This window comes from Pseudomonas sp. NFACC56-3, from assembly GCF_900100025.1.
Taxonomy (GTDB): Bacteria; Pseudomonadota; Gammaproteobacteria; order Pseudomonadales; family Pseudomonadaceae; genus Aquipseudomonas; species Aquipseudomonas fluorescens_AA.
Genome location: NZ_FMTK01000017.1, coordinates 1 through 22,819 on the forward strand (window position 1 = coordinate 1; position 22,819 = coordinate 22,819).

The window sequence follows — 22,819 nt, forward strand, 5'->3', positions numbered from 1 at the left end:
ACCGCCTGCATCTCGTCGACCAACCCTAGAATGCTGTTCAGGGCAGAAGTAATGTGTGGAAGATCGGCTTCATTGAGGCCCAGACAGGCCAGATGCGCGATTTTTTCCACGTCGGAGCGATCAAGTGCCATGATTTTTTCCAATGGAAAGCGAATGGAATGAGCTGTATGTCAGATTGCGGACCGCTGAACCCCTGGAAATGCTCGCAAGAGCGCATCTTCGAGGGCCGACCTCGGAAACACAGAAAATTTAGCACATTGGCCTCTTGCCCAAATTTCTGTCTTTAAAGGTGCTCGCCCCCTTCAAGCAGCAGGCTCCCTGGCAGTCGGAATTTCTTGTTCCGGTTTTAGAAGGCTAAACATCCTGATCAGTTTTTCACGATGCTTCTCTATCCAACGATTGCCATCTTAAGAGGGTCGTCAGGTACTGCCAACCTTGAACAACTCACTGTCGCCACAGTGTGAGTGTTGATCGTCAAAGCGAAAGCACTCGCCGCTTTGAAACTGCTCCAACGGCCATCCGGAGCCTGTACTGCATCAATTTCCATCCAGGATGATCCGGGATAAAATGGCCTGACAAACAATCGCCAATCCGGATGATCGCGCTTAATCTTGTACTCTCGAATACCTACTTCACGAATCATTATTCTGAGTTCGTCCTCACTTATCCATATCGCCATCCTACACCTCACTATTGGCTCAGCAAGACGCACTTTTCGTCACCTGGCCCGTCTGTAGCCACAGAGCCCAATCATCCCGTCCATTGCTACGCGCAGTAGCTACCGCTGCATCGACGCGATATTCGACCAAACGATGCTGTGCAACCCAGCCGGAGTTTCTTTTTTCGAGAAGACAATAACGAGCATGCGGGCTTCCGGTCTGAACGCTGTAATCATAGGGGGGGCCCTCTGTGTAGGCCTGCAGACCGACACTGCCGGGATTCACTACCAAACTGTTGCCCAACGCCAGAACCCTTGGGATATGGGAGTGCCCACACAGATAAAGGTTGTAGGACTTTCCGTGAAGATGCCTATCAACATACGCACCGTCTGCGCGAACCAAGGCTCCTCCATTCCAATATTCGAGCAGACAGGTTGTATCGCTCTGCGGCGTACCATGAAACATCAATACGTCCTGAACAGGCGAGACAATCGACGGCAGGCTTCTAAGCCAGTTATGGTGCCGATCTGTGGTATGCAGAAACGCAAAATAATCGGAGTGCCCACCCGGCGTTTGAGCGCAGTCAAGCAATTGCCTTTCGTGATTTCCCTTTATATGAACGCCATCCATTGCCATGAGAATATCGGCTGTTTCTGCCGGTTCCAAGGGTCCTGAAAGTATATCGCCCAAGTTAAGTATCAGATCCACGCCCTGCCGACGTATGTCGTCAAGCACTGCTTCCAGCGCCCACACGTTACCGTGAATATCAGATATTGCAGCAATTCTCATAGCGCCCCCACCCGTATAAACGAAGCGATCGCTGCGTCCCTTCATGCTACAACCGCGCACTGCTCGACCTGATTAAACCGCTTGTGAACTAATGCAGCCTCAACGAAGGACCTGAACAAAGGATTGGGAGTCGAGGGTGTCGAGCTGAACTCCGGGTGGAACTGAACGCCAATGAACCACGGATGATCAATCAATTCCACGGCCTCACAAAAGCGTTTGTCATCAGCAGAATGTGCCGATATACGCAGACCTGCCTTGACCAGGTCAGGCAAATATGACGGCGTCACCTCATACCGATGGCGATGCCGCTCTAACGCTTCACTGCGACCATAAATCTCACTTAACAAACTTGAAGCCTCGATGGTGAATTTATGTGCCCCTAATCGCATGACACCATTTGTATCAACATCCGGCGTCAATACCGAATTAGAATCAGCTCGAGCTCGACTAATCAGGGACACAACGGGGAAGCACGTATCCGCACATAACTCGGTGGACGAGGCTCCCTTCCAGCCCGCTACGTTCCTGGCGAACTCAGTGACCGCAAGTTGCATACCGAAACAAATGCCAAAAAACGGTTTACGGCGGGTTCGCGCATACTCAATGGCGCGGAGTTTACCCTCAACCCCCCTTGGCCCAAAGCCACCGGGCACCAGTATTGCGTCCATCCCGTCGAGGACATGGAGGTTATCTTCGTTGAGCTGTTCGGAGTCTACAGGATGGACATTGACTTTAGCGCGGATATGAATACCCGCATGAATCAACGCTTCGTTAACAGACTTATAGGCATCGGTAAGGCTGACGTACTTGCCCACCATCGCGATATTGACTTCATGTGTGAAGTTTTCTTTTTTATAAATCAGAGTCTCCCACTTAGAAAGGTCTGAGTGCATGGTGGTCAGGCCAAGCTTTTTGCAGACCAATTCATCGAGACCTTGCCGATTAAGGAGACCAGGTACTTTGTATATGGAATCAACATCAGTACATGAAATAACTGCTTCGCTTTCGACGTTACAAAAGAGTGCAAGCTTTCGCCGTTCCACTTCCTGGAGCGGATGGGACATCCGACAGATCAAAACATCTGGTTGAATGCCGATTTGTCGGGCTTCTTTCACGCTGTGTTGAGTCGGTTTGGTCTTGATCTCACCCGCGGCCTCAAGGTAAGGCACATAAGAAAGATGCACAAAACACGTGTCCATACGTCCGCAATCCAAGCGTATTTGCCGAATAGCCTCCAAGAAAGGCTGCGACTCGATATCTCCGACAGTGCCGCCGACCTCGACTAGCGTCACCTCCGCATCGCCAGCGCCAGCATATATCCAACTTTTAATCTCATCGGTGATATGGGGGATGACCTGAACGGTCATCCCCAGATAATCTCCACGCCGCTCTTTGGCAAGCACCGAATTATAAATCTGCCCGGTCGTAAAGTTATTTCGTTTACTCATGCGGGCAGTAATAAATCTCTCATAATGGCCCAAGTCCAGATCGGTTTCTGCGCCGTCTTCAGTAACAAAGACTTCCCCATGCTGCAAAGGGCTCATCATTCCTGGATCGATATTGATATACGGATCCAGCTTCACCAGCGTCACGCGGATGCCACGTGACTCCAGAAGCGCCGCTAACGAAGCCGCGGCGACGCCTTTACCGATCGACGAAACAACCCCACCCGTAATAAATACAAATTTCCGACTTGAATTATCCATACATCACCTCGGCATGCAGTTTAGGTATCAAGGTCTGAGTCGACTCAGGAAACCGTCGCTGATATCTCTCGCACGGAAAATTGATGCTGAACATTCTTCAAGGCGGCCTCCAGAATAACCAGTCCCTGCTTCAGAGCCTCTTCTTTAATGGTGATACACGGCAACAACTTGACGACTTCGTCTCGAGGTCCACAGGTTTCGACAATCAAGCCATTACGAAGGGCTTCAGCTTGAACGAGAGCCGCAGTTTCAGGATTGTCAAAACGCAATCCCCGAAGCAATCCACGCCCTGCCAGTTCGAATGAAAATGTTTTAGGCAATGCCACGCGAATCTCTATCAGCAGTTCATCAAGCAGATTGACTCTGGTCGTCAACCCCTTCACAAAGTCGGCACTTTTCCAGTAAGTTTCAATCACTGCCCTGGCCGCTACGAAAGCAAGGTTATTACCTCTGAAAGTACCGTTGTGCTGCCCTGGCTTCCAGATATCCAACTCCGGTTTCATCAGGACAACAGCGATGGGCAATCCGATACCGCCCAGTGATTTAGAAAGGGTCACGATGTCTGGCACAATCCCGGCCTCTTCAAAACTGAAGAATCGACCACTTCGGCCACAACCCGTCTGGATCTCATCTGCGATCAACAGGATACCGCGCTCATAGGCAATACGGCTCAAGCGCTGCATCCATTGGATGCTGGCGGTATTGAGTCCTCCTTCCGCCTGAATTGACTCAAAAATGATTGCAGCGGGCAAATCCACGCCACTGCTAGGGTCATCCAGCATTTTCTCAAGCAATCCCAGCGTGTCGACTCCAGGCATATAACCTTCGAAAGGCAATCGCGTCACTCCACCCAGAGCGATGCCCGCTGCATCACGCTTTTCACGATTACCGGTCAGCGACAATGCCCCTAGGGACAGGCCGTGATAAGCATTGGTGAACGCAATGACGTTGCTCCGCTTGGTTTTCATACGAGCTATCTTAAGAGCAGCCTCTACGGCATTAGCACCGGTCGGCCCGGTAAACTGTATCCGATAGTCAAGGTTCCTGGGAGCCAGGATGACATCATTGAATGACTTCAGAAAATCTCGTTTTGCAGTGGAGTACATATCGAGGGTAGATACGATACCGTTCGATTTCAGGTAATCGACAACAGCCGAAACTGCGCACTCCGGATTATGACCATAGTTGAGAGAGCCTGCGGCGGAAAAAAAATCTATGTAATGTCGTCCGTGTTCATCCATAACCTGATGGCACTGCGCCGTATGCAGAACCATCGGAAACGAACGGCAGTAGCTACGAACATTTGACTCAAGCGTTTCAAAAATTTCCATGCACTCAACTCCACTGAATTAACTTAATGACTCCGAAGTATCGGAGCGCTGTATTTAACGCTGAAGAAATCGATCGTGAACAACGGAGATCCCGGATGGGGTTTCATTTAATAGTGCGTAATCAATAATTCCGTCATAATCGGCACCATGACGACCAATGGCTCCTACGCAAACATGTAGAACGTCATTCACTCGGTGTGAAAATGGCCGATGCAAATGTCCTGTTATGACAACATCTGCTGACACCTGAGCCATACGCTGCCCCCATTCTTCGGCTGTACAAGTAAGAGTGAGACCCTTTTCGATATCGCTAGGAGAAGCATGCGTCACGAAGCAAGATGATCGTCCATATTCAAATAACAAAGTTCTTGGCATGCCTTGAATGAACGCGATCTCGGAATTACTTAAGCTCGACCGAAATGCCAGCATGGTCGCCTTTTCCCGAAGGTTCTCCTCATCTGCGGGCTCCCACGCATCGAGCCAGCCAGAAAAGAGATAGTCCTCGGTATTACCTTTAATAAAACCGGTGGCCGGTAGACTCATCACCAGCTCAAGTACGGCTCGTGGGTCCCGCTCCTCCATCCCTGTCCAGAACAGGTCGCCCAAAAAAAGGGGGGGGCACTGTATGCCGTTGCACTTGATCCGCTCCAGAGCCTGCAGCAAGCCATCAACATTCCCATGGACATCGCTGAGCAACGGGATTGCATTTTCAGAGAGCCATTTCATGCGCCCCCTCCAATCAGGCTGCGCCTGGCCGTCACGCCTAGTTCCCAAGTCTCAAAAACCGAGCACTGTTGCAGCAACCCTCCACGCATATCACCAATAAAACCGAAAAGTGCTGCATCGGCCCCGTATACACAGTGATCCCCTGTTTTGCGACTGGGCACAATCGGCACATCTTTGATGTCAGCCTTGGCTTGGGTCAGAACCGGTGACTGAAGATAATTCCGGCTGTCCCAATGCCTTTTGTTTGCCTTTATTCCAAAACTAATGAACTCGACAGGTGTACCCAGTACGCCAACAAACAACTCTTTCACTTGTGTCAATAAGTCGTTTGCATCCATACGCTGTTCATCAAGCCATTGCTGATTAAGCACAAACAGTCCATTTTCAGCAGGGTGATAAAAACACCGTGAGCGCTGTACATCAATTGAGCCATTATGAGTAAGGTTCAACCAACCTTTTTGGGCAAGTACGGTATTTGGGTAAAAGACTCTATGTATCGCCGCCATACCATGATCAGCGCTGACCAAAACTTCTATATCAGGCGCCGCATATTTCAAAATACTAGCAATGAAAGAATCAACCTCTTCCAGCACTTCAAGAATCAGCGGCTCCACGAGTTTGCGAGCATGCGTCGTAGCATAAGTTGAACCTGGGTCGATGAAACCCAGTAGCTCGTGAAGTACAAGGTCGACCGTTGGAAGATAACCCATGACTAAATCCGCGTCGTTGGCCTGGACGCTATGGAGCAGCTCCGCCTGAAAGCGCCGGGCCAGGCTCCTGACGGCAAAAACCAAGTTCTTCTCAGCAGTTCCGTCCCCACCATCATGCAGTGTCTCGCCCAGTCCGGACTCTCTATATAGACGCGAATAAGTCGCACCCTGAAAAGGCAGATTTCGGCAAAATTCGTGAAGTTCACGAACAGGTTCCGCATCGCCAAATACAGTCGGCCGCCACAGTCCGTGTTCCAATAACAACGCCGATCCGTCGACAAAAACCAGGGACACCTCGGCACTGAGATTTTTCCCCAGATCCAGCAGCTCAGTCGTATAGGGGGCAAGTTGGATTTCGCGTTGATTCATATCATCAGAAAGAACGACATTTCCATCGCGCAAGCTGGCAGTCCAAGTAGCACCAACCCGTTCATACAACCGCGCAATACAGCTCGCCTCAAGCGAATGGACTGTGGGCCCTGACAGCGGTTTTCCAAAGCCTTGGGTAACCGTGACAGCGGCACTTGCGATATCCCGTTCTTTAGCGAACGGAATGTGGCAAAGCCGTAGACGGCCGCCGTTTCTCGCAACCGCCCCCCAGATGTATTCGGGACAACCAGCAGGATCCACGGAAAATGCATCATCAAAGGAAAGCGGATCCTCACTGTCTATTCGAGGTAAAAAATACCCAGTGACGCCTGTCATCTCTGGAGCCAAACCGCTATAGAGCGAATGCAATGAAGGTGGCGTCTGGCAATTGGGTCGACAAGGCTTTAGGCGTGCGACATTGCCGTTTGCAATCGCCTTACCCAATGTTGGCAGCAGCGTGGCAAATCGCTCCACAAGCTCGAAGGGCAGACCGTCGACCAGTAACCAGATAAGCCGCTTCATGACAGGTACTCATAAGCGGACAAGTAGGTATCAAAGAGTTCATCAACAGTCTCCATCAACTCTTCGAGCGACTCCGAACTATTGTCAATGGTGAAGTTGACCGGGATGCGCTTGATAATGGCATCCAACTTGCTGGTTGCGCTCACCTCGAGATCACCGCGGCCTTGCAGCCGCGTATGTCGAATTATCTCCGATGCTTCGACATACAGCACACTGAACCCCAGTTCCTGAAGTACCGGCCAGTCAATGTCAGAATCACGAAGGTCATCATTGATGACAACGTCGGCTTCACTGGCTAGGTATCGTTCTTTGAAATGATTGGCAATTGACCACTTATCGATAGATCTCAGATGGTCTGCGATCGATTCAAGAAGACGATGATTCTGTTGATATCTCCCGATAGATACTCTGGCGGTGTCATAGAACTTGGCTTGAATATCGTACAACGGCTCTGCCAATTTGATGACAGCACAGCTTAACCCGCGTTCCTGAGCACGCTCACTGATCAGCCTGGCTACCGTCGATTTCCCCGACCCTGCTGGAGCGATAATGCACAATTTGATTTTGGGTCCAGGCATGATCAGCTCACCGTTTCAATGTGCAGTGGAGCTCCGCCTTCACAGATCAGCCAAGGGAGTTCACACAAGGGTTTGAGTATTTCAATATCCAGAGAGGGAGAAACCTGAGCCGGGTTGCTGAACAAGCCGTGCCAGTGCCCTGGTGTGAATTCAGAGGGGTATTCAACAAACTGAGACAGATATTCGACATTGACCTCAGACTCTGCCATCTGTCTAAACAATTTCCTCTCAGACGATATATTGGGAAAAACTATTCCCTGTAACGTATCGACCGTCCCCGTACTCGCATGCGGAATCACTTCTCGATAAATATCAGGGTCCACCAGCTCCTTGTCATGGTCAGCACGGGCTGTTCCCGATGTTGTCAGGGGGTTGACGCCGAGCTGCTCAGCCAATCCTTGATATTGGCTCAATGTACCCATGCCGATATGAGGATAGTCTGGCCAGCCGCGGATCCATAGCTCTCCATCTCTTAAACGGACCAATACTTTGTCGCCAGAAAAAAGTTTATAGGCTGAACCTAATACGGCGCTAAGCATCGTGGTGGTTTTGCCGGCATGTTTTTCACCGAGGATAAGAAAGGCTCCCTGCTCGTTGGTAACTGCGCTGGCATGCAAAAGCACCGTGCCGTTCGACTCCTCCACCAAAAGCGTCCCATATCGAATAAACTCGATTAGATGAACGAAAGAGCTGTCGCTTACATACGCCTTAACGAAGCGCTCTTTTCGATCTACGACAAATGCGGTGTGCGTGGAGACGTCCAGCAACGCGACCGTCTCATCTTTAATTTCACCATACAAACCAGATAGATCAAAAGAGCTTTTAGTACTACGGCGGACGATCAGAGGTTGGCGACAGCAAACAACAACCTCAGACGGCAACTCATCATAGGGCAGGAACTGCATACTGAAAGACGGTTTATCTTCCTTGACGACGGAAAAAAAGGGATGAAGAAAACGCAAGAGCTTTGAAACAAGCTTCGTTGTATCGGTGGTTTGACGAATCGCGAATGTGACAACGCCATTAGAGAGAACAATATCTCTGGACATAAGAGTACCTTGGGCGATAAAGGACTTTTGCTGTGAGAACCCACAGCAAAAGTAACGAATAACTTATGCTAAAGCCGGTTGGTCGGCCACGTACTCACGAAGGAATGTCAGCTTCGAATAGTTTGTCCGCTGATACTTCAAGCCCAGTTCGCCCATAAACTTCTCGACTTCCTGGGTAATACGCTCGAAATCACGGTAAATAAGGGACTCATCCGGAGTACCTCGAGTTTTCAGGTATTCGATCTCGCACTGCTGCAAACGCCCCTTGTGCATTGCATTTTCATCGGCGCCGTGAACACGGCAGTCTTCAAAATTGACCATAAATAGATTGCCTGTTTCGGTAATTTCACAAGCGAGGTCCAACCGGGTACGCCGCCAATCGGGCAAACGTTTGAGCGGATAATCGAAATACTTGGAAAGCGCGGTGACGGGATCACCTTGCAACCATTGATTTTCGTAGTTTCGCTCCCACCGTTCTAATGCATCTTCGTTGAAAACTTTTTTCTTGAACGTGAACAATGGATCGTCCCAGCTGCTCTTCCTTTTGCAATATTGCATCACCGACACATACCCATTGTCCCCTTTGGTGTTCTCGGTAATTTCGCAAAAATGGTTGTCGTAACTCCAATATTGAATCTCATCACCCAACTGCGGCACTACGCCGGGGATTTGACGCCCGTCGACGCGCTCCCACCAAGCTTTGCAGACAGAGAAATATGGAAAATTCCCTTCAATATGAAATTTCTGCTCCAGTTCGGTATCCGGCAGGCCCTTGATATAGAAGCACTCCCAGTTATTAAGCTGGAGATGGTCTTTATCGAAGGACGACGCCAAGGTTTTCCACAAGGTGCGTTCCGGCACGGATACTGGAGAGCCTATGCGAATCAGGTGTACGATCCAAGGATCTATCCGAGTCAGTCGATGATGAATCCGATAATGCTTATCTGAAGAGAGCTCTACGACCGCCAGCGGAATTTCATCACCGAACAGATTACTCGTCTTCACAGGTTGGGATCCGACAGACTCGGCTCCATCCGCCGAGATCTCGATGCAGTAATTCGTGTCGATCTGGGCGGCAAGGTCCTCCAGCAGGGTATGGGACGATGCGTCGAGATCCGCCGGCAGGCGATAGAGACGAAGCAAACGCTCACTGTCATCTAATGTAGGCTGAGCAAACCTGAGTTTCCAATTGCCATAGGCCACGAAATAGTTAGACATGGGCAACCTCCTTATCCTTGCTGATTGATTTATCCAGACTTCTGACAAAGTCCAATTTCGAATAAAGGTCCTGTACATAGTTAACACCCTGCTCGGTCAAAAACCGTTCAGCATAAGCACAGGCCACTTCATACTCTTCAAAAATATTTTGCAGCGGCCCCCAGGTACGCGACCGACAATATTCAACTTCGCATTGGCTGAAAGCCAACGTTTCAGGGGCATCCACAGAGCGGCAGATATCAAAAAAGATACCGTATACATTACCGGTTTCCAGCGATTCAAAATTGACATCGAAACGTGTGCGACGGTAGGCAGGTAGTCGTTTCACTTTTCCACCGCACAGTTGATTCGCATACTCTTCTTCGTCTTGAGAAGTAATGGTTTCATTGAAGCGCAGTGTTTCTTTACGGACCTCTGCGTTTTCCTTGAACCACTTCTGCTTCACGCAGACTTTCCCGTTGGACTGGGGTATGAATGCGATATAACCGGCTTGGTCTTCAGGCTCGAGTACTTCGAAAATTTTGGCCTCGTAGTCGTAAACCTGGAAATCAAGGTTAAACTCGGGAACAAATCCCGGCAAATCGCCGCCAATAATATTTTCGTAGAGCTTGTTAATCAGCTTCCAGGTATCTGGGATACCATCAAATGTGAATTTTCGCTCGACTTCCAGATCCGGACGCCACCGGCCGTAGTTGCAAGAGTCGTTAGAACTACGGCGCGCAATTTTCAGAGCTTCATGGCCATTTTTAATGGCTTGGACAATGACCTCCGGGGTCGGAGTTGTGCAGCTTTCAGAATGGTAATTGACATACACGACGCCCCACGGCCCCATGTCAGCAAACTGATAGACATTGATGGTTCCCGCTTCTGCAATTGCCACCACCAATGGAAACAAATCGGGCAGCTGTTTCGCACTGGCGACAGGCAGATGCTGCAGCAATGCATCCCGGGCGCTATCGGCTAGAGCTCGTTGTTGTTTCGAGAAGAATGCAAAGTCATAGTTAAACGGTTTGAATGACGTATCGTTCCATTCGGTTTTGCTTCCCGGTAAAGAAAATTTTTCTGCCTTGAATTTTCCAGTCTCAAAAAAAACGGTGTTACGGCCATAATGAATTGGCTGCGCAGGCCCACTGACAATCAGAACAGGAGAAGCCTGAAGAGCATTTGGATTGTTGTGCTCTTCGGGTTGCATCATCGCTAAAAAAAGAGTGCTCATGGTATTCACCTTGTTTCGTTTTTGGGGGATCAAGGCCGTGCATCGAGCGTGTAAGAAACGCCGTCATACAGGCTTTCGAATATGGATTCCGATGCCACTGCAGGTACGCCTTTCTCCCTGAGCAAGATCGCCAGATGACAAAGAACCGCTGCACCGGAAAACACGAAGCCGGCCACGTGAGGTATCAGGGGCGCGAGAGCTGCATATGGCCGCGACACCATGACAATCGGAGGTACTTTGTGATCCTGAATACGCCGCATGATTTCATCGAAAGTTTTGCCCATCGTCTCGATATCCGGAACACCGGTCAGACTCACGGCAGGGCCATCGCTGAGTTCAAGTAACTCAGGGCTGTCTTCAATCAAACAGATCGGACCGGTTGCATGACCTACAGATACAACCAGTTCGCCTGACTGATTGCTCATGACTACGCCAGCATCACTGAGCGAGGACATATCAATCAGGAACAATCGATCACCCGAAAATACCCATTCCAACTGGACCGGTCCGAATGTCTGTTGCGCAACGTGTGTCGCTGAAATGAGAGATGCAAGTGCAGAAGGATTGAACGGTCCCACCGGCTCTGCGTGCTTGTTAACGATTGCCACGTCGGTTTTTGCGCCTCCACGGTTAAGCGCGAGGAGGCCTTCCTTCGTGTACTCGACAAGAACGTCGTCATTCGCCACGACTCGGGTAATGACACCCACGTCACCCCGCAAATAGTCACGAATAAGCACGCAATATCGCCGGCTGGATGCCGACGAAATCCGGCGTAATTCCTCTAGTAATTTCGCCTTGGGCAAGACGATCTGACGCATATTGTCGTTGACGTCCAGGATTACCTGGTCAGCCTGAAAGTGCTCGAGAATTGATACATCGTCAGGGTTAGTGGTGAGGAATAAATTGTCGAAGTAAACGAGCTTCGCACCGCCGACAGCAACATCCCGATTCGCTGCAAACTTGAACAGCGGGCCGCGCTTGGAACGAAAATACTCGACATAGGCAGGCAATGGACGAAGCGTCTGCATTTCTTGCTCAGACATTCCAAACAAATCATGAATGCGCAACTCACCGATGTCGTCGTCGCTGTCCCGAACGAGCGTGGTGATAGGTCTGACCTGCAGAACGTAAAGTTGATCGTCCAGGAATGCCCATTCGACATCAACTTCATAACCAAAAAGGTCACGCAACTGATGAATCGCTTCAAAAACCTGCCGACAGGCTACCTCTTGGGCTCCCGTCAACTCACTGAGTCGTTCTTCATTGACCAGTACCGGCGTTTTCCAACCGGAGACCAGAGCATCTCCAGTACCTTCCACAAACTCAAGCTGAGCTCCAGCGCCAAGCTGGGGTGACGCAGAGAACGCAACGCCAGCGATGGTCGCGGGAATAAGCGGTTGCACCATCACATTCATCCTGAGCCCATCGACCAGACTCCCGGCCGATAAACGCTCTGCAACCGCGGCATACTCGAAATAAGAAGTCCAAATCTCCAGGACGGCCTTCCCAATCGATCCAATGTCAGAAGGAACGCCTAGGAGAGTTTTATATAAGCCGGCGTAGCTGTGGTTTCCATTGTCCTCGCTAACCGCCGCAGAACGGACCGCCAAACCAGAGGACGCCTTGAGTAACAATTGGCCAACGGCTTGCGCAACGGCATCGTCAAACGCGGTCGATGGTTTCAACTGAGCCGCCAGTTTCCGCAACTCTGCCACATGATCTTGCAGAAACGCACCGGAGGTAGCCTGGATTTTGTGCAGCACACGCTCAATCAACTCGTTGACAACGTGATAGTTCTCAATCGACGTTGCAAAAAAACTCTCACCCAGCAATATCGTGGGCGGTACCGTAGTGCGCTCGGAAGCGACCATCAAGTTCTGATATTTCCCTGGAAGTGGCATATCTATTCTCGCGATTCTCAATTAAACTCAGCTTCTGTTAAAACTGCTGGAATATCCCGATAGATCTGGGACTTCATAGGCCCACTTGCACCTTGGTATTTGCCGTCATAAATAAGGCGTTCACCCTGGGGTTGCCAAAACATCATTTGACCAATTCGCATGCCCTCATAGACTTTTACAGGATGGATTGCGAATAACTGGAGCGTCCAATTCCCGATAAATCCAATATCCCCCAGCGGTGCGGATAGATTGATAAACATTCCCAGGCGGGCCACAGAGGAACGTGCGGCATAAGTTGGGGCGTAGTAATTACTTCCGATCCGCTCGCGAGTGGCCGCCAGATAAAGTCTGAAGGGTTCCAGGGTTATTTCGCCATCAACCATTTTAATGACTGATGTCTTGTTGTCGGCCTTCGTATCGAGCACTCCAGATTCGTAAACCAAAAACGTGTCCGACAACGTAAAATTATAACTATTGGGATTAACGCAACTTTCGTCGAACGGTTCGATTACTATTCGCCCGTTATACGTTTCCCTCGTAATTTCATTGCCTGTAAGAATCATCGATTTAACTCTGTAAGTTTCGAATAGAGGACCGTGTTTGAGTTTTTGTAACGCCCTGAATAGGTGGTGGGTTCACCGCAGTTTTCCCAAAAGCAAATTTTGCCGATTGGCATACCTGCATAAACTCTGACGGGCTGTGCCACCAAGATTTCTAGGGTCCAGGGAATGATGGCGCCGGTGTGTCCAAGCGGGGCACTTGTCTGTATGAATATGCCCGCCAGACTAGTCGACAAACGAGCATATAATTCAGACGCATGGTTAAAACTTCCCATCCGCTCCAGCGTACAACCTAGATAGAACTTTTTTGGATAAAGAACCATCCCTTCGGGCGGTATCTTGAACGTTTCGACATGTTTTTCATCATAGGCATCTACCACGCCCTCCTTGTAGACTAGAATCGTATCGTTCAAATGAAACCGATATGAATTAGGCTCAATATATTCATCATTGAAAGGTTCAATAACGATGCGGCCTGCCGTTACTTCTTCTTTTATTTTATGGCCAGTCAAGATCACCGCAGTTTCTCCAGCAAATGGATGTAAACTTCGAACGGACCAGTGCCCCTCCCTAGCAGGGCGACACCGAATTTAGCAGAAGCGAAACAAGACAATCCAACGTCAGTGCGGCAAAGGACTCACCGCACCCAACTATCTCTTATAATGTTCATCGACCAACACTGCAGATTGCACCCCTTAAAAGGGCGCAACTTTGGATGCAAGGTGCTTTACATAAACACCATATACAATAAACACCATTGCAGTGAGAATCGTAATTAATGAAAACCAGGAAAATTGAAGTCGTGCATCGAACATCTGAATGACGATGAAGACGAGCGGAGCCAAGGCCATCGAAAATGACGCTGTCAGTGGCTCCACCAATTTCAAACCTACCTGCAGTGCATACATGGGAATCAAGTAGCCCAGCACTGTAACGAATGCCAACGGCACATAATAGTCCGCGACCGTCGACGATATTGAACTACCGGTGGTCATCATCAATGAAGCCACTATGAGTACAAAGAACCTGAACGCCATAATCTGATGTGGTTGAACTCGCTCGTTGGTCAGGCCCTTTGAAATAACTGTATTCAGAGATACCGACAGACCACAGAGTACGGACATAGCGATTCCCACATAGAGTCGTTCATGATCCATATCACCCACCGCCGAATGACCAGTGAGAATAACTGCACCGCTCATGATCATGGCGATCAAAACACCGATCGACGCAATAGCCTCTTGCAACTTCACCGGACCTTTCTTCAGAACGCTGGCATTGAGCATTAATATAATCACAGGCCCTACCGAGTTCAACAAAGCTGATGCTATTGCCGGTTCTATATATTTTATTGCCCACATAAAACCAAACCAGTTCCCCAACGTGGTGAGATTGATAAGGAATAGATTAATCGCGACGGAGCGACTCCATACAAACTCTGAAGATCGCATCCAAGTCAAAAAACCGAAAAGAATTGTCAGCACCAAAAATATCACGATGATAACGGAGTAGATGTCCGCATGCTGCAGCATCCCGGATAAATAAACACCTTGAGCCGCCGAGGCCACTATAAAGAAAAGTATTAGATATACCCCTTTCAACTCACCGAACTTCAGCATGCAACACCCATCCCTTATAATAAATATCGATGCAAACCGAACGCCAGAAAGCTACTAAGCAACACTAACTATGCACGGTAGGAAAAAGCTGAAAATATTTGGCTGTCAGTACACTGGCGCAACACAGCATGAATATAGACAGCGCGACGCTATAGCGCTGCTGCGAGAATTTGAAAAATACGTGCCTTCCCAGTGCCATGTAAATTACACCTCCCAGCACGGCATAACCCAGGCTTGTGATCGACCAGGTGGAATAACCTTTAAAGATGGTGATCAAGACAATTTGCGTGAAGGCAAAAATTGCATAACCAAAGGCAATGAACTGACGGCAGCGTTTCTTGTCCTCCTCACAGGTGGAGGCATAGTCCGTTAGTAAGCTGCCACCTAGGTTTGTCAGCCCGTGTACTAAACCTATGACGGCCATCGCTACGCGATTGCTCCTACGCATCAAGGCGCGGACTCTTAGACTAACCCCGCCGGACAAACGCAATGTAGCACTGATTACTAGCAGAATCGCCGCAATGAGTTCGAGCTTGATATCAAATCCGCTTTCGAGTGCGATCCAGAGACCTATTGCGAGCCCCGGCAGAGGCCAAATGGCCAAAGAGGGCTTTACGGTGTCGTTCATACCATCAGCCCATAACTGCAGAATACTCAATGTTAACGAAGCGGGTAGAAGAACCTGAAGTGCCTCTTGGAAAGAGAGCCCCATCAGCAGCAACGTTGGGGTACCGAAAAGCAACAACCCCACGCCGAACAACGACTGCACAACCGCAAGTAGACAAACTACTAATGCTACGTACATCGAGCGCCCCTTCTATGGAATCATTTATATAAAGAATAATAATTTATAACTTAATGCTCAGGCTGACAGGTGACTGGAACGTACTCCTGCAGCCGCTCAAAATCCGATCTGAGTTCATCATGATTGTCGTTATAGAGGGTCAGAATACCGGCAGCATCAGCAATTGTATTGGCATTCACCACAGCCCCCCGTTCCACCATCCATCGTATATCGTAACGACTGACTACATCAGGCTCGTTCAATGAAACAATGCGTCCATGACCTACCGGCAACAGTGCCGCTACGACATTATTTGCTTGCGTGAGCCTGATTTCACCCAATCGGTCAGGCAATGTATTCTGGTAAAGATAGGCATCTATCAAGTTAAAGTTCTTATTCATGATATGAAAATAAACGCCTACCCCTCCCGGGGAGCGACATGCAATTTCCAGGAATGTAGGCTGCCCTGTAGCAGGATTTACAAAAAACTCGTGGTGCGTACAACCGTTTTGCATTCCCAACGCCTTGATGACTCGTGCGTTATACTCCTCAAGCGTCTTTAGTACGTCAGGATCGAGCGTCGGAAAACCTGTAAGAGGTCGCCCTTGCACAAAGTCGAAGTTAGTGCACCCGAGTTCAAAGGTGCCGCAGAACTTTACCTGACCATTTTGCACAAAGGAGTCACACTGAAACATGTCACCTTCAATGAACTCATCGACCTCATACTTAAATTTATTTTCAAATAGACGAATAGCCTCGATCGCGGCGACAAAGTCGCCTGCGTTTTCGACTACAAAAACATTAAGGCTACCCGCCGCATCAACTGGTTTGATGACTAGTTTAGTCCCCATCTCACGTTTCAATGCCAGATAGTACTCAGTGGGATCAATAACTGCCAATTGCAGATCAAGTACGACATGCAAGGGGATTCTGATTCCGGCAGCGCTCACCCTCTCTTTCATGAGTATCTTGTCCCGAAATCCCGATACCAGTTCGGGGCGGTCTCCGGGAATACCAAGAGCTTGTCGAACGGCCGCTGCGTCCAGCACATGCCCTTCCTCTTGGCAAAACAAGCGCACCGCTTCGGGCGCTCCAGCCGTGCGCACTTCTTCTTTCACGACAGTCAGAATGTCCTCATATGGAAGTACCGGCCTGATGTTTGTACCCAATCGCCCCGTTAATGGCACTATTTTGTCGAAAAAACAATCCAGCGATTTTAGTATTGGCTCGCCAGCGTTTACGAGCAAAACAAGTCGTATGCCAGAGCTTTTTACATCTTGTATGGCTTCATCGGAAAGCCATTGCAAGTAAGTCTGAGTTACAAATATTACTGTCTTTATCATTTGGAGTGCTCCGGACCGAAACAAGAATTGCTACACTACTTGATAGCCAAACATTCGATTTTTTAAAACACAGGCACTCATTCTTAGACCGGCTTGCCAATAGCAAGGTCAGCAGAAGTCAAACCAATATGTTTTGCGCACTCTTAAGGAGGGCAATAGATAATTATGGAGGCGAGCACCCAGAGCCCATGAACATGAGACCACAAATATCGAACGGCGAACGTAAATACACCTCTATTCGCGGTATCAATGAACAGGTATCTGGCAAAGCTGAGAATTGAGTAATGCTGATAAAAGCAGGTCGAGAAGACCTATTTTTACTGGGGGATAGCGTCCGATGCTTTATTATTTTGCGCATAATCACTCCTTGATTTATTGATAAATTATCCTAACGATTTACCAACTGCAACATTTTTTTACTAAAATAGTTTGCCCCAAAAAAGCGCAACCCAGGCACTAATTTTGTGCGTTTTTTAACAGCAGAATTCTGTCATAAATGTCATGTCAATGAACCGCCTCGGGTTTTCCTAGACACTCTTCAGGCTCGCTGCTTAACGTCTTTCAAGTGGAACGCTTTGATCGCTGCGGATGAAGGCGCCGACGTGGCACTGATTGACCGCCGCTACCCCTTTTTTTGGAGGAACCACTGTACGCCGGCAATTAGCATTCGGTGCAGCTGAAATTTTGCCTTGGGTGATTCACGTTCACCGTCATTCAATTACACCTTCACGGCATAAGCCGGTCGCTGTGCCCACCCTGAGGCGGGGTGTCTGTAAGTAGTCCGCAGGCACCCTTTTTAATCGTGGCGAAGCCGTGAGCCATCTCCCCAGTCGGATCCTAGGCACTGTACGAAAAATACTGTCTCAAACACCGCATGGCGCAAGCCAGTGAGATCATCGCCGCATAACTTTTCGCGAGCTTGTCGAAGCGCGTGACGATGTGGCGGTTCTCCTTTAGCCAGCCGAACATGCGCTCAATAATGTTGCGCTGTCGGTATTTGGGGCGATCAAACAGTCTCGGTAATCCTGGCTTGGGTTTGCGCTTCATCGTGCGCAGCGGGATAACCGGCTGGATCCGATAGCGGTCGCAGTAGCGCCGCAACGCTTCGGCGTCGTAGCCTTTGTCGGCCAGCAACCATCGGCAGCGCTTGCGAGGGCGCCCTCGCGAACTTGGGATGTAAGCGTTATCCAGCAGCGGCTGTGCATAGGCAATGTCGCTAGCTTGCCCGCCGGACAGTAGAAAGTTCAGCGGTACGCCATTGGCATCGCACAGCATGTGAATCTTCGTCGTCAGGCCGCCCCGGCTTCGTCCGAGGGCATGGTCTTGCGGTTCTTCGGGTCCCCTTTTTTCCCAGCACCAGAAGAGGCCCGGGTTGCGCGTACCGCCATGGAATCGGTCATCCAGGTCTCCAGATCAATTAACCCTTGCTCGTTCAATCTAATGTGAAGCCGCTTAAGCATCTGGTCGAATGTCCCGCGATTGCGCCAGTCTCGAAAGCGCTGATACACCGTCGACCATGGGCCGAAGCGCTCGGGCATGTCGCGCCAGGCAGCGCCCGAGCAGAGCACCCAGAGCACGCCGTTGAGCATCAGCCGATCATCTGCTCGTGGGCGTCCGTTCCGGCGGGGTTCACTGAAAATGTCTGCAACCAGATCCCAGGCTGCGTCGGGAAGTTCGTAACGTTTGGCCATCGTGGGCTCCTGCCTTCGATGGACGCGGACTTTACTGAGTCCCGACGATTGCTGGGTTCAAATGAGTTTCATCTGATTTCGTACAGAAGTTGGACTCGCAACGCTGCATTCTCGATATCCTTGGCATGCTGAGTCGCAATGAAGTTTACGGCTATGACGTAGAGCTCAGGTACTCGTTAAGGAAAGTGATCAATTCCTACCGTGCAGAAGGATGCCTGTGTGGAGTCAGGCGCTACGATTTTTAGGAATGTCCAAGATTTCCTCCCCGAGGATCATCTCCTGCCCTTTAGGACAGTTCGCGTTCGTTGCCTTGCAATGAATCTGAAATTTCGCTCGGCCGGCATAACCGTCATTCACAATCTCAATGCGCAGCGTCTCTTTTTCACCGGCCTTGATCGTCGCATGCGCGGCGGTTGTATGAATTTTGAGCGGGTGTTCAAGATCATGAAACACTATTCCTCCTTCATAGTGAACGGCTACATCAACAGGAACCTCACCTGCGTTTCTAATTTCGAGCTCTGTTAGGTGTCCACCATGATTCCATGCCCCCAGCCGGCAATCATATTTCAGAGAAAATGTGTATTTCGTATCATGGCTTTTTATCGTTTGGGCAAGAGCTCCAGTCGAGTTCAACGCAGACTTCTTTGTCCATCGGTAAGCCATAAAAGCGATTAAAGCGACTACAACGGGTACATAGGGAAGATAACTTTCTGGACTCATATTGCGGTCTCGATGAGCATATGTATGGAAATTTTACCTTCACCAGAAGGGCGATTAAGGATACCAGCCGGCTTTTGTGGCGTGTACAGAATTGTTCTATATCAACATTCATCTCGCTGTAGCCGCTGAAGCAAGATTGCCCCGCTTGCTGCGTTTCACTGACCCAGGCTTTTTTACGTGAATCATTACCGGCGCTGGCTTTTGGGTTCCGTAGTATGGGGCAGCGATGTGTCTCCAAGTGGTTCAATCCGGCATCTGTAAACAGTCAGATAGAGAGAGTTCGCGGGAATTGATCTGTACGCAGATAGGCTGAACTGAGATTCGCGTCAAGCGACGCAAGCGTGCACTGACACTCGACTGCGGCATGGAAATTGTCGGAATTTTGCACTCCGTGACTTTGTCCTGAAACAGGCAAAACCGTCTTCCGTAAGATTCCGAGCAGGTGACCACATTGGATCACCGTTCTCGGAGAAAAAACGAATGACATCATTGAACCAAGTAAGCATGACCCGCCGCTGCTCCCTATGTAATGGAAGCGGCGGCCCGATCGTGATCGAGTGCAGGGACTGCGGTGGGACAGGCTTCGATCCTACTGAGGAAAAGCCCTTCGCTCAATGTCATACCTGCTACGGAGATGAAGAAGAAGAGGTGGAAGTTTGCACTCGTTGCGGAGGCACGGGTGAGGTTGACGATGAGGACGGCGATGGGGACTTTTAGCGGCGAGTCCTGAGAGCAGGTCTTTTCCACGGTGACCTCGATAGTCACGCTGGAAAGGACCCGCAATCACTGCATTTACCGTCGTATCAATGAAACCATTTATCCTGTGGTATGAGCCACGGGAGTCTGAAAGAACCGGAGTGATAATGTCCCATCGAGTTCCCTACCTCACCAGTGATCTCGAACTGGTGAAGAGCCGGTTGCAGGGGATCCTGACCTGCGATGAGCCAACGGCTGCGAAGCTTGCAAAATCTGACTTTCCTACCGAAGTGCTTGTCGTAGCAAAAATCTTCAACGAAACGACAGAGTCATTGCATCACAAATGGGGGCCGGCGATTCTCGGCAGTGTGCCGCCTGAAGCTTGGGTCTTAGGTTCTCACGGGGAGGAAGAGGTCAGACCGACCAAGGATGCATCACTTCGTCTGTGGTCACTCGAGGGATCTGAGCAGTCAAAGGAGAATCTCCGCATTGGCCAAATACGTCAGCAGGTCTTCACTGAGTTGCAGGTGGCCATGCCTGCATCACTGCAGAAGCATTATAAGTCAATGCTATCTTGGGTCCGTGATCAGTCTGAGGCGCCTCTGAAGCTCGCGAGCGGGCCGTTGGGCTCCGATACAGTTTTTGGACATCTTATCGCGTGTCTTGAGAAATGGATGGATATGCGATTGCAGGAAACCGAGAAGCTTTGGTTGCAGCAGCATGACTGGCCTATCAGCACTAGCGTACCCCCTAAGGTTATTCAAGAGCTGTCTCGGGAAGCACGGGATTACTTGAAAGGGGTTCTAACACGTTGGTTCGATAAAGATTCTTCTGCGGCAAAACCTATTCCAAATAGTCTTCTGGCGCTGGTAAGTGTGAATCTCTCTGCTAATCGTGTCCTGCTCGAATACGCTGCAAAGGAGGCTCGGGGTCGCGAAGCTGCTGATCTCGCAATTGGAATCCTTGAAAAGCTTAACAAACGGGGCATCACCGAAGTTCCAGTCGTAATGGATGACCTCAGTCCGGATCGTGCGAGGCAGATGCTCAAGGAGGGTCTCACTAGCTGGTTTGGACCCGGCGGGAGCCTCATCGGTCCTGACTCGGATTTCAAGCGACCAATGAACCACACCGACATCGATCTTGCGGTGCGGTGGAGTACCGAGCTACAAGAGCGATATATCGTTTCGCGGGGCCAACGAGGCGGCCTGCATGAGGCAAGAGAAAACCATGGTAAATCACCTCATACCTTCATGTTTGCGATGACCTTGGTCGGAGCATTTTACAACAGCGTCAAAACAGACAACGAGTTCAAGGGGAGGAGCAATTCGAGCTATGCAGTCTTTCCCGGACGAAAGCTCATATCGAAAGGGGCGACCCATACTCCACCTTCCCACGCGGCTGAGCTTCTGATGCAAGCATACGGCCAAATTTTTTTCGGAAATTCTGGCTGGGATATAGTCGCCGATGGGGTAAAGGCTTACGCCAAAACGACGAGTATAAAGCGCGCTCATATCCAACAGCTGATTCGCTTCGCCATCAAAGACCGAACATCCAGCAGCTTGCTAGGGATAAGCAAACACCTCGATGAAATGAAAGATCGACCGCTCAGTGAGCTCGAAGATTGAAGTCGCACGGCTTATATCCCTCGAAGCTTTCAATCAGCGTCATCATGGGGGGCGTAGGCTATTTATTCCCGTAGGCTGGTCAGGCTGCGGTGCTCTGGACACCGCAAAGTAGTGTCATTACTGGCTGCGACAGTTTTAATTCTCAAAATCAGAACACCGGCGATCAAAAGTTCCTGCGGGGCACCGATGCGTCCCCCGCAGGCATTGACCAGAGCCAGACCAGATCGGCTGTCCGTCGCGTAGACGGGCCAGCGTCTGGCGGATCGCCTGCAGATCAAGTTGCTGCATTATCACCTCTGCTCATACCGCACAGCTTCATGGCGTATCATTGCCCCAGCACTCTCCGCCACAGGATCCTCATGGCCACTCCCAATTCCGGGTTGCGCAGCCAACAAGCCGAAGAAACCCGCGCACGCATCCTCAAGGCCGCCACCAAAGTATTCAGCCAGGACGGCTACTCGGGCGGGCGCATCGAGAAAATCTCGCGGCTGGCGAAATCCAACGACCGCATGATTTATTACTACTTCAAGAGCAAGGAGCAGTTGTTCATCCGCGTGCTGGAAGGCATCTACGCCGACTTCAACGAAGCCGAGAGCCGCCAGCGCTTCGACCTCGAACAGCCGATCGCGGCGGTGCAGCAACTGCTTGGGTTCGTGTGGGACTACTACGGGCGCCATCCCGAATTCATCAGCATCCTCAACAGCGAAAATCTGCACAAAGGCAAGCACTCGCGCAAATCGCCCCACCTTTTGGTGCTGTCAGGGGCGGCGCTCAATACCCTGGCGCCGATCATCCAGGCGGGGCAAGCGAAGGGGGTGTTTCGGACCGACGTGGACGTGCTCCATACTTACCTGCTGATTGCCTCGCTGTGCTACTTCTACAACTCCAACCTGCACACCCTGGGTGCCTTCCTGGGTGTCGATCTGGACAGCAAAAACGCCCGCGACCGCTGGCTGGACTACGCCCGCGACCAAGTACTGCGCGGGCTGGCCGTTGGCTGACAGGGC

General features: G+C 50.2%; 20 protein-coding genes. 2 read left to right on the forward strand and 18 right to left on the reverse strand.

Annotation, left to right across the window (positions count from 1 at the left end; all coding sequences use genetic code 11):
- From BLO80_RS20580 to BLO80_RS29545, 18 genes are all read right to left on the reverse strand, one after another.
- On the reverse strand, window positions 1-131 hold a 131-nt coding region (locus BLO80_RS20580), incomplete at its 3' end, for an Asp-tRNA(Asn)/Glu-tRNA(Gln) amidotransferase subunit GatC (protein WP_139197074.1).
- Between the two features lie 567 nt (window positions 132-698).
- On the reverse strand, window positions 699-1,448 hold the full coding sequence (locus tag BLO80_RS20585; protein ID WP_092334253.1) for a metallophosphoesterase family protein: 750 nt from the start codon (window positions 1,446-1,448) through the stop codon (window positions 699-701).
- Window positions 1,449-1,489: 41 nt separating this feature from the next.
- Window positions 1,490-3,154, reverse strand: coding sequence for a CTP synthase (locus tag BLO80_RS20590; RefSeq protein ID WP_092334224.1), 1,665 nt, complete (start codon window positions 3,152-3,154; stop codon window positions 1,490-1,492).
- A gap of 44 nt (window positions 3,155-3,198) precedes the next feature.
- A complete protein-coding gene (gene ectB, locus BLO80_RS20595) occupies window positions 3,199-4,485 on the reverse strand; it encodes a diaminobutyrate--2-oxoglutarate transaminase (RefSeq protein ID WP_092334227.1) in 1,287 nt (428 codons plus the stop codon).
- A 54-nt stretch (window positions 4,486-4,539) separates the two neighbouring features.
- A complete protein-coding gene (locus BLO80_RS20600) occupies window positions 4,540-5,211 on the reverse strand; it encodes a metallophosphoesterase family protein (protein ID WP_092334229.1) in 672 nt (223 codons plus the stop codon).
- A complete protein-coding gene (locus BLO80_RS20605; protein WP_092334231.1) occupies window positions 5,208-6,812 on the reverse strand; it encodes an alkaline phosphatase family protein in 1,605 nt (534 codons plus the stop codon). The genes BLO80_RS20600 and BLO80_RS20605 overlap by 4 nt, the downstream gene beginning before the upstream one ends.
- Window positions 6,809-7,390 (reverse strand): AAA family ATPase, encoded by a 582-nt coding sequence (locus BLO80_RS20610; RefSeq protein ID WP_092334233.1) that lies wholly within the window; start codon window positions 7,388-7,390, stop codon window positions 6,809-6,811. The genes BLO80_RS20605 and BLO80_RS20610 overlap by 4 nt, the downstream gene beginning before the upstream one ends.
- A gap of 2 nt (window positions 7,391-7,392) precedes the next feature.
- Complete coding sequence (locus BLO80_RS20615) at window positions 7,393-8,439, reverse strand: hypothetical protein (protein WP_092334235.1); 1,047 nt, start codon at window positions 8,437-8,439, stop codon at window positions 7,393-7,395.
- 63 nt (window positions 8,440-8,502) lie between these two features.
- Window positions 8,503-9,657 carry a hypothetical protein gene (locus tag BLO80_RS20620; RefSeq protein ID WP_092334237.1) on the reverse strand — a complete coding sequence of 385 codons (1,155 nt, stop codon included), beginning with the start codon at window positions 9,655-9,657 and terminating at the stop codon, window positions 8,503-8,505.
- Window positions 9,650-10,873, reverse strand: coding sequence for a hypothetical protein (locus BLO80_RS20625; RefSeq protein WP_092334239.1), 1,224 nt, complete (start codon window positions 10,871-10,873; stop codon window positions 9,650-9,652). Before BLO80_RS20625 ends, BLO80_RS20620 begins: the two co-directional genes overlap by 8 nt.
- 29 nt (window positions 10,874-10,902) lie before the next feature.
- Complete coding sequence (locus BLO80_RS20630) at window positions 10,903-12,774, reverse strand: PEP/pyruvate-binding domain-containing protein (RefSeq protein ID WP_092334241.1); 1,872 nt, start codon at window positions 12,772-12,774, stop codon at window positions 10,903-10,905.
- A 17-nt stretch (window positions 12,775-12,791) separates the two neighbouring features.
- The gene (locus BLO80_RS20635) at window positions 12,792-13,337 is read right to left on the reverse strand and encodes a dCTP deaminase (protein ID WP_092334243.1); all 546 of its coding nucleotides are present in this window, start codon (window positions 13,335-13,337) and stop codon (window positions 12,792-12,794) included.
- Window positions 13,334-13,852 (reverse strand): dCTP deaminase, encoded by a 519-nt coding sequence (locus BLO80_RS20640; RefSeq protein ID WP_092334245.1) that lies wholly within the window; start codon window positions 13,850-13,852, stop codon window positions 13,334-13,336. The genes BLO80_RS20635 and BLO80_RS20640 overlap by 4 nt, the downstream gene beginning before the upstream one ends.
- A gap of 177 nt (window positions 13,853-14,029) precedes the next feature.
- A complete protein-coding gene (locus BLO80_RS20645) occupies window positions 14,030-14,953 on the reverse strand; it encodes an EamA family transporter (RefSeq protein ID WP_092334247.1) in 924 nt (307 codons plus the stop codon).
- Between the two features lie 64 nt (window positions 14,954-15,017).
- On the reverse strand, window positions 15,018-15,758 hold the full coding sequence (locus BLO80_RS20650; RefSeq protein WP_092334249.1) for a sulfite exporter TauE/SafE family protein: 741 nt from the start codon (window positions 15,756-15,758) through the stop codon (window positions 15,018-15,020).
- A 50-nt stretch (window positions 15,759-15,808) separates the two neighbouring features.
- Window positions 15,809-17,080, reverse strand: coding sequence for an ATP-grasp domain-containing protein (locus tag BLO80_RS20655; protein WP_092334251.1), 1,272 nt, complete (start codon window positions 17,078-17,080; stop codon window positions 15,809-15,811).
- 837 nt (window positions 17,081-17,917) lie between these two features.
- Window positions 17,918-18,771 (reverse strand): IS5 family transposase gene (locus tag BLO80_RS20660; protein ID WP_092340972.1). Its coding sequence is split into 2 segments (ribosomal slippage): window positions 17,918-18,427 and window positions 18,430-18,771, totalling 852 coding nucleotides; the frame shifts between segments, so codons are not numbered across the junction.
- A gap of 225 nt (window positions 18,772-18,996) precedes the next feature.
- Window positions 18,997-19,491: a hypothetical protein gene (locus tag BLO80_RS29545; protein ID WP_139197076.1), complete on the reverse strand. Its 495-nt coding sequence runs from the start codon at window positions 19,489-19,491 to the stop codon at window positions 18,997-18,999.
- 863 nt (window positions 19,492-20,354) lie between these two features.
- On the opposite strand from BLO80_RS29545, the gene BLO80_RS20675 reads away from it, so the two are divergent.
- On the forward strand, window positions 20,355-21,812 hold the full coding sequence (locus BLO80_RS20675; protein WP_092330788.1) for a hypothetical protein: 1,458 nt from the start codon (window positions 20,355-20,357) through the stop codon (window positions 21,810-21,812).
- 359 nt (window positions 21,813-22,171) lie between these two features.
- Window positions 22,172-22,813, forward strand: coding sequence for a TetR/AcrR family transcriptional regulator (locus tag BLO80_RS20680; protein ID WP_092330791.1), 642 nt, complete (start codon window positions 22,172-22,174; stop codon window positions 22,811-22,813).
- Window positions 22,814-22,819: the final 6 nt, after the last annotated feature.

Bases quoted from the DNA above. Each gene is read 5' to 3' on its own strand.
- BLO80_RS20585 (WP_092334253.1), bottom strand. From the start codon at position 1,448: ATGAGAATTGCTGCAATATCTGATATTCACGGTAACGTGTGGGCGCTG.
- BLO80_RS20590 (WP_092334224.1), bottom strand. From the start codon at position 3,154: ATGGATAATTCAAGTCGGAAATTTGTATTTATTACGGGTGGGGTTGTT.
- ectB (WP_092334227.1), bottom strand. From the start codon at position 4,485: ATGGAAATTTTTGAAACGCTTGAGTCAAATGTTCGTAGCTACTGCCGT.
- BLO80_RS20600 (WP_092334229.1), bottom strand. From the start codon at position 5,211: ATGAAATGGCTCTCTGAAAATGCAATCCCGTTGCTCAGCGATGTCCAT.
- BLO80_RS20605 (WP_092334231.1), bottom strand. From the start codon at position 6,812: ATGAAGCGGCTTATCTGGTTACTGGTCGACGGTCTGCCCTTCGAGCTT.
- BLO80_RS20610 (WP_092334233.1), bottom strand. From the start codon at position 7,390: ATGCCTGGACCCAAAATCAAATTGTGCATTATCGCTCCAGCAGGGTCG.
- BLO80_RS20615 (WP_092334235.1), bottom strand. From the start codon at position 8,439: ATGTCCAGAGATATTGTTCTCTCTAATGGCGTTGTCACATTCGCGATT.
- BLO80_RS20620 (WP_092334237.1), bottom strand. From the start codon at position 9,657: ATGTCTAACTATTTCGTGGCCTATGGCAATTGGAAACTCAGGTTTGCT.
- BLO80_RS20625 (WP_092334239.1), bottom strand. From the start codon at position 10,873: ATGAGCACTCTTTTTTTAGCGATGATGCAACCCGAAGAGCACAACAAT.
- BLO80_RS20630 (WP_092334241.1), bottom strand. From the start codon at position 12,774: ATGCCACTTCCAGGGAAATATCAGAACTTGATGGTCGCTTCCGAGCGC.
- BLO80_RS20635 (WP_092334243.1), bottom strand. From the start codon at position 13,337: ATGATTCTTACAGGCAATGAAATTACGAGGGAAACGTATAACGGGCGA.
- BLO80_RS20645 (WP_092334247.1), bottom strand. From the start codon at position 14,953: ATGCTGAAGTTCGGTGAGTTGAAAGGGGTATATCTAATACTTTTCTTT.
- BLO80_RS20650 (WP_092334249.1), bottom strand. From the start codon at position 15,758: ATGTACGTAGCATTAGTAGTTTGTCTACTTGCGGTTGTGCAGTCGTTG.
- BLO80_RS20655 (WP_092334251.1), bottom strand. From the start codon at position 17,080: ATGATAAAGACAGTAATATTTGTAACTCAGACTTACTTGCAATGGCTT.
- BLO80_RS29545 (WP_139197076.1), bottom strand. From the start codon at position 19,491: ATGAGTCCAGAAAGTTATCTTCCCTATGTACCCGTTGTAGTCGCTTTA.
- BLO80_RS20675 (WP_092330788.1), top strand. From the start codon at position 20,355: ATGTCCCATCGAGTTCCCTACCTCACCAGTGATCTCGAACTGGTGAAG.
- BLO80_RS20680 (WP_092330791.1), top strand. From the start codon at position 22,172: ATGGCCACTCCCAATTCCGGGTTGCGCAGCCAACAAGCCGAAGAAACC.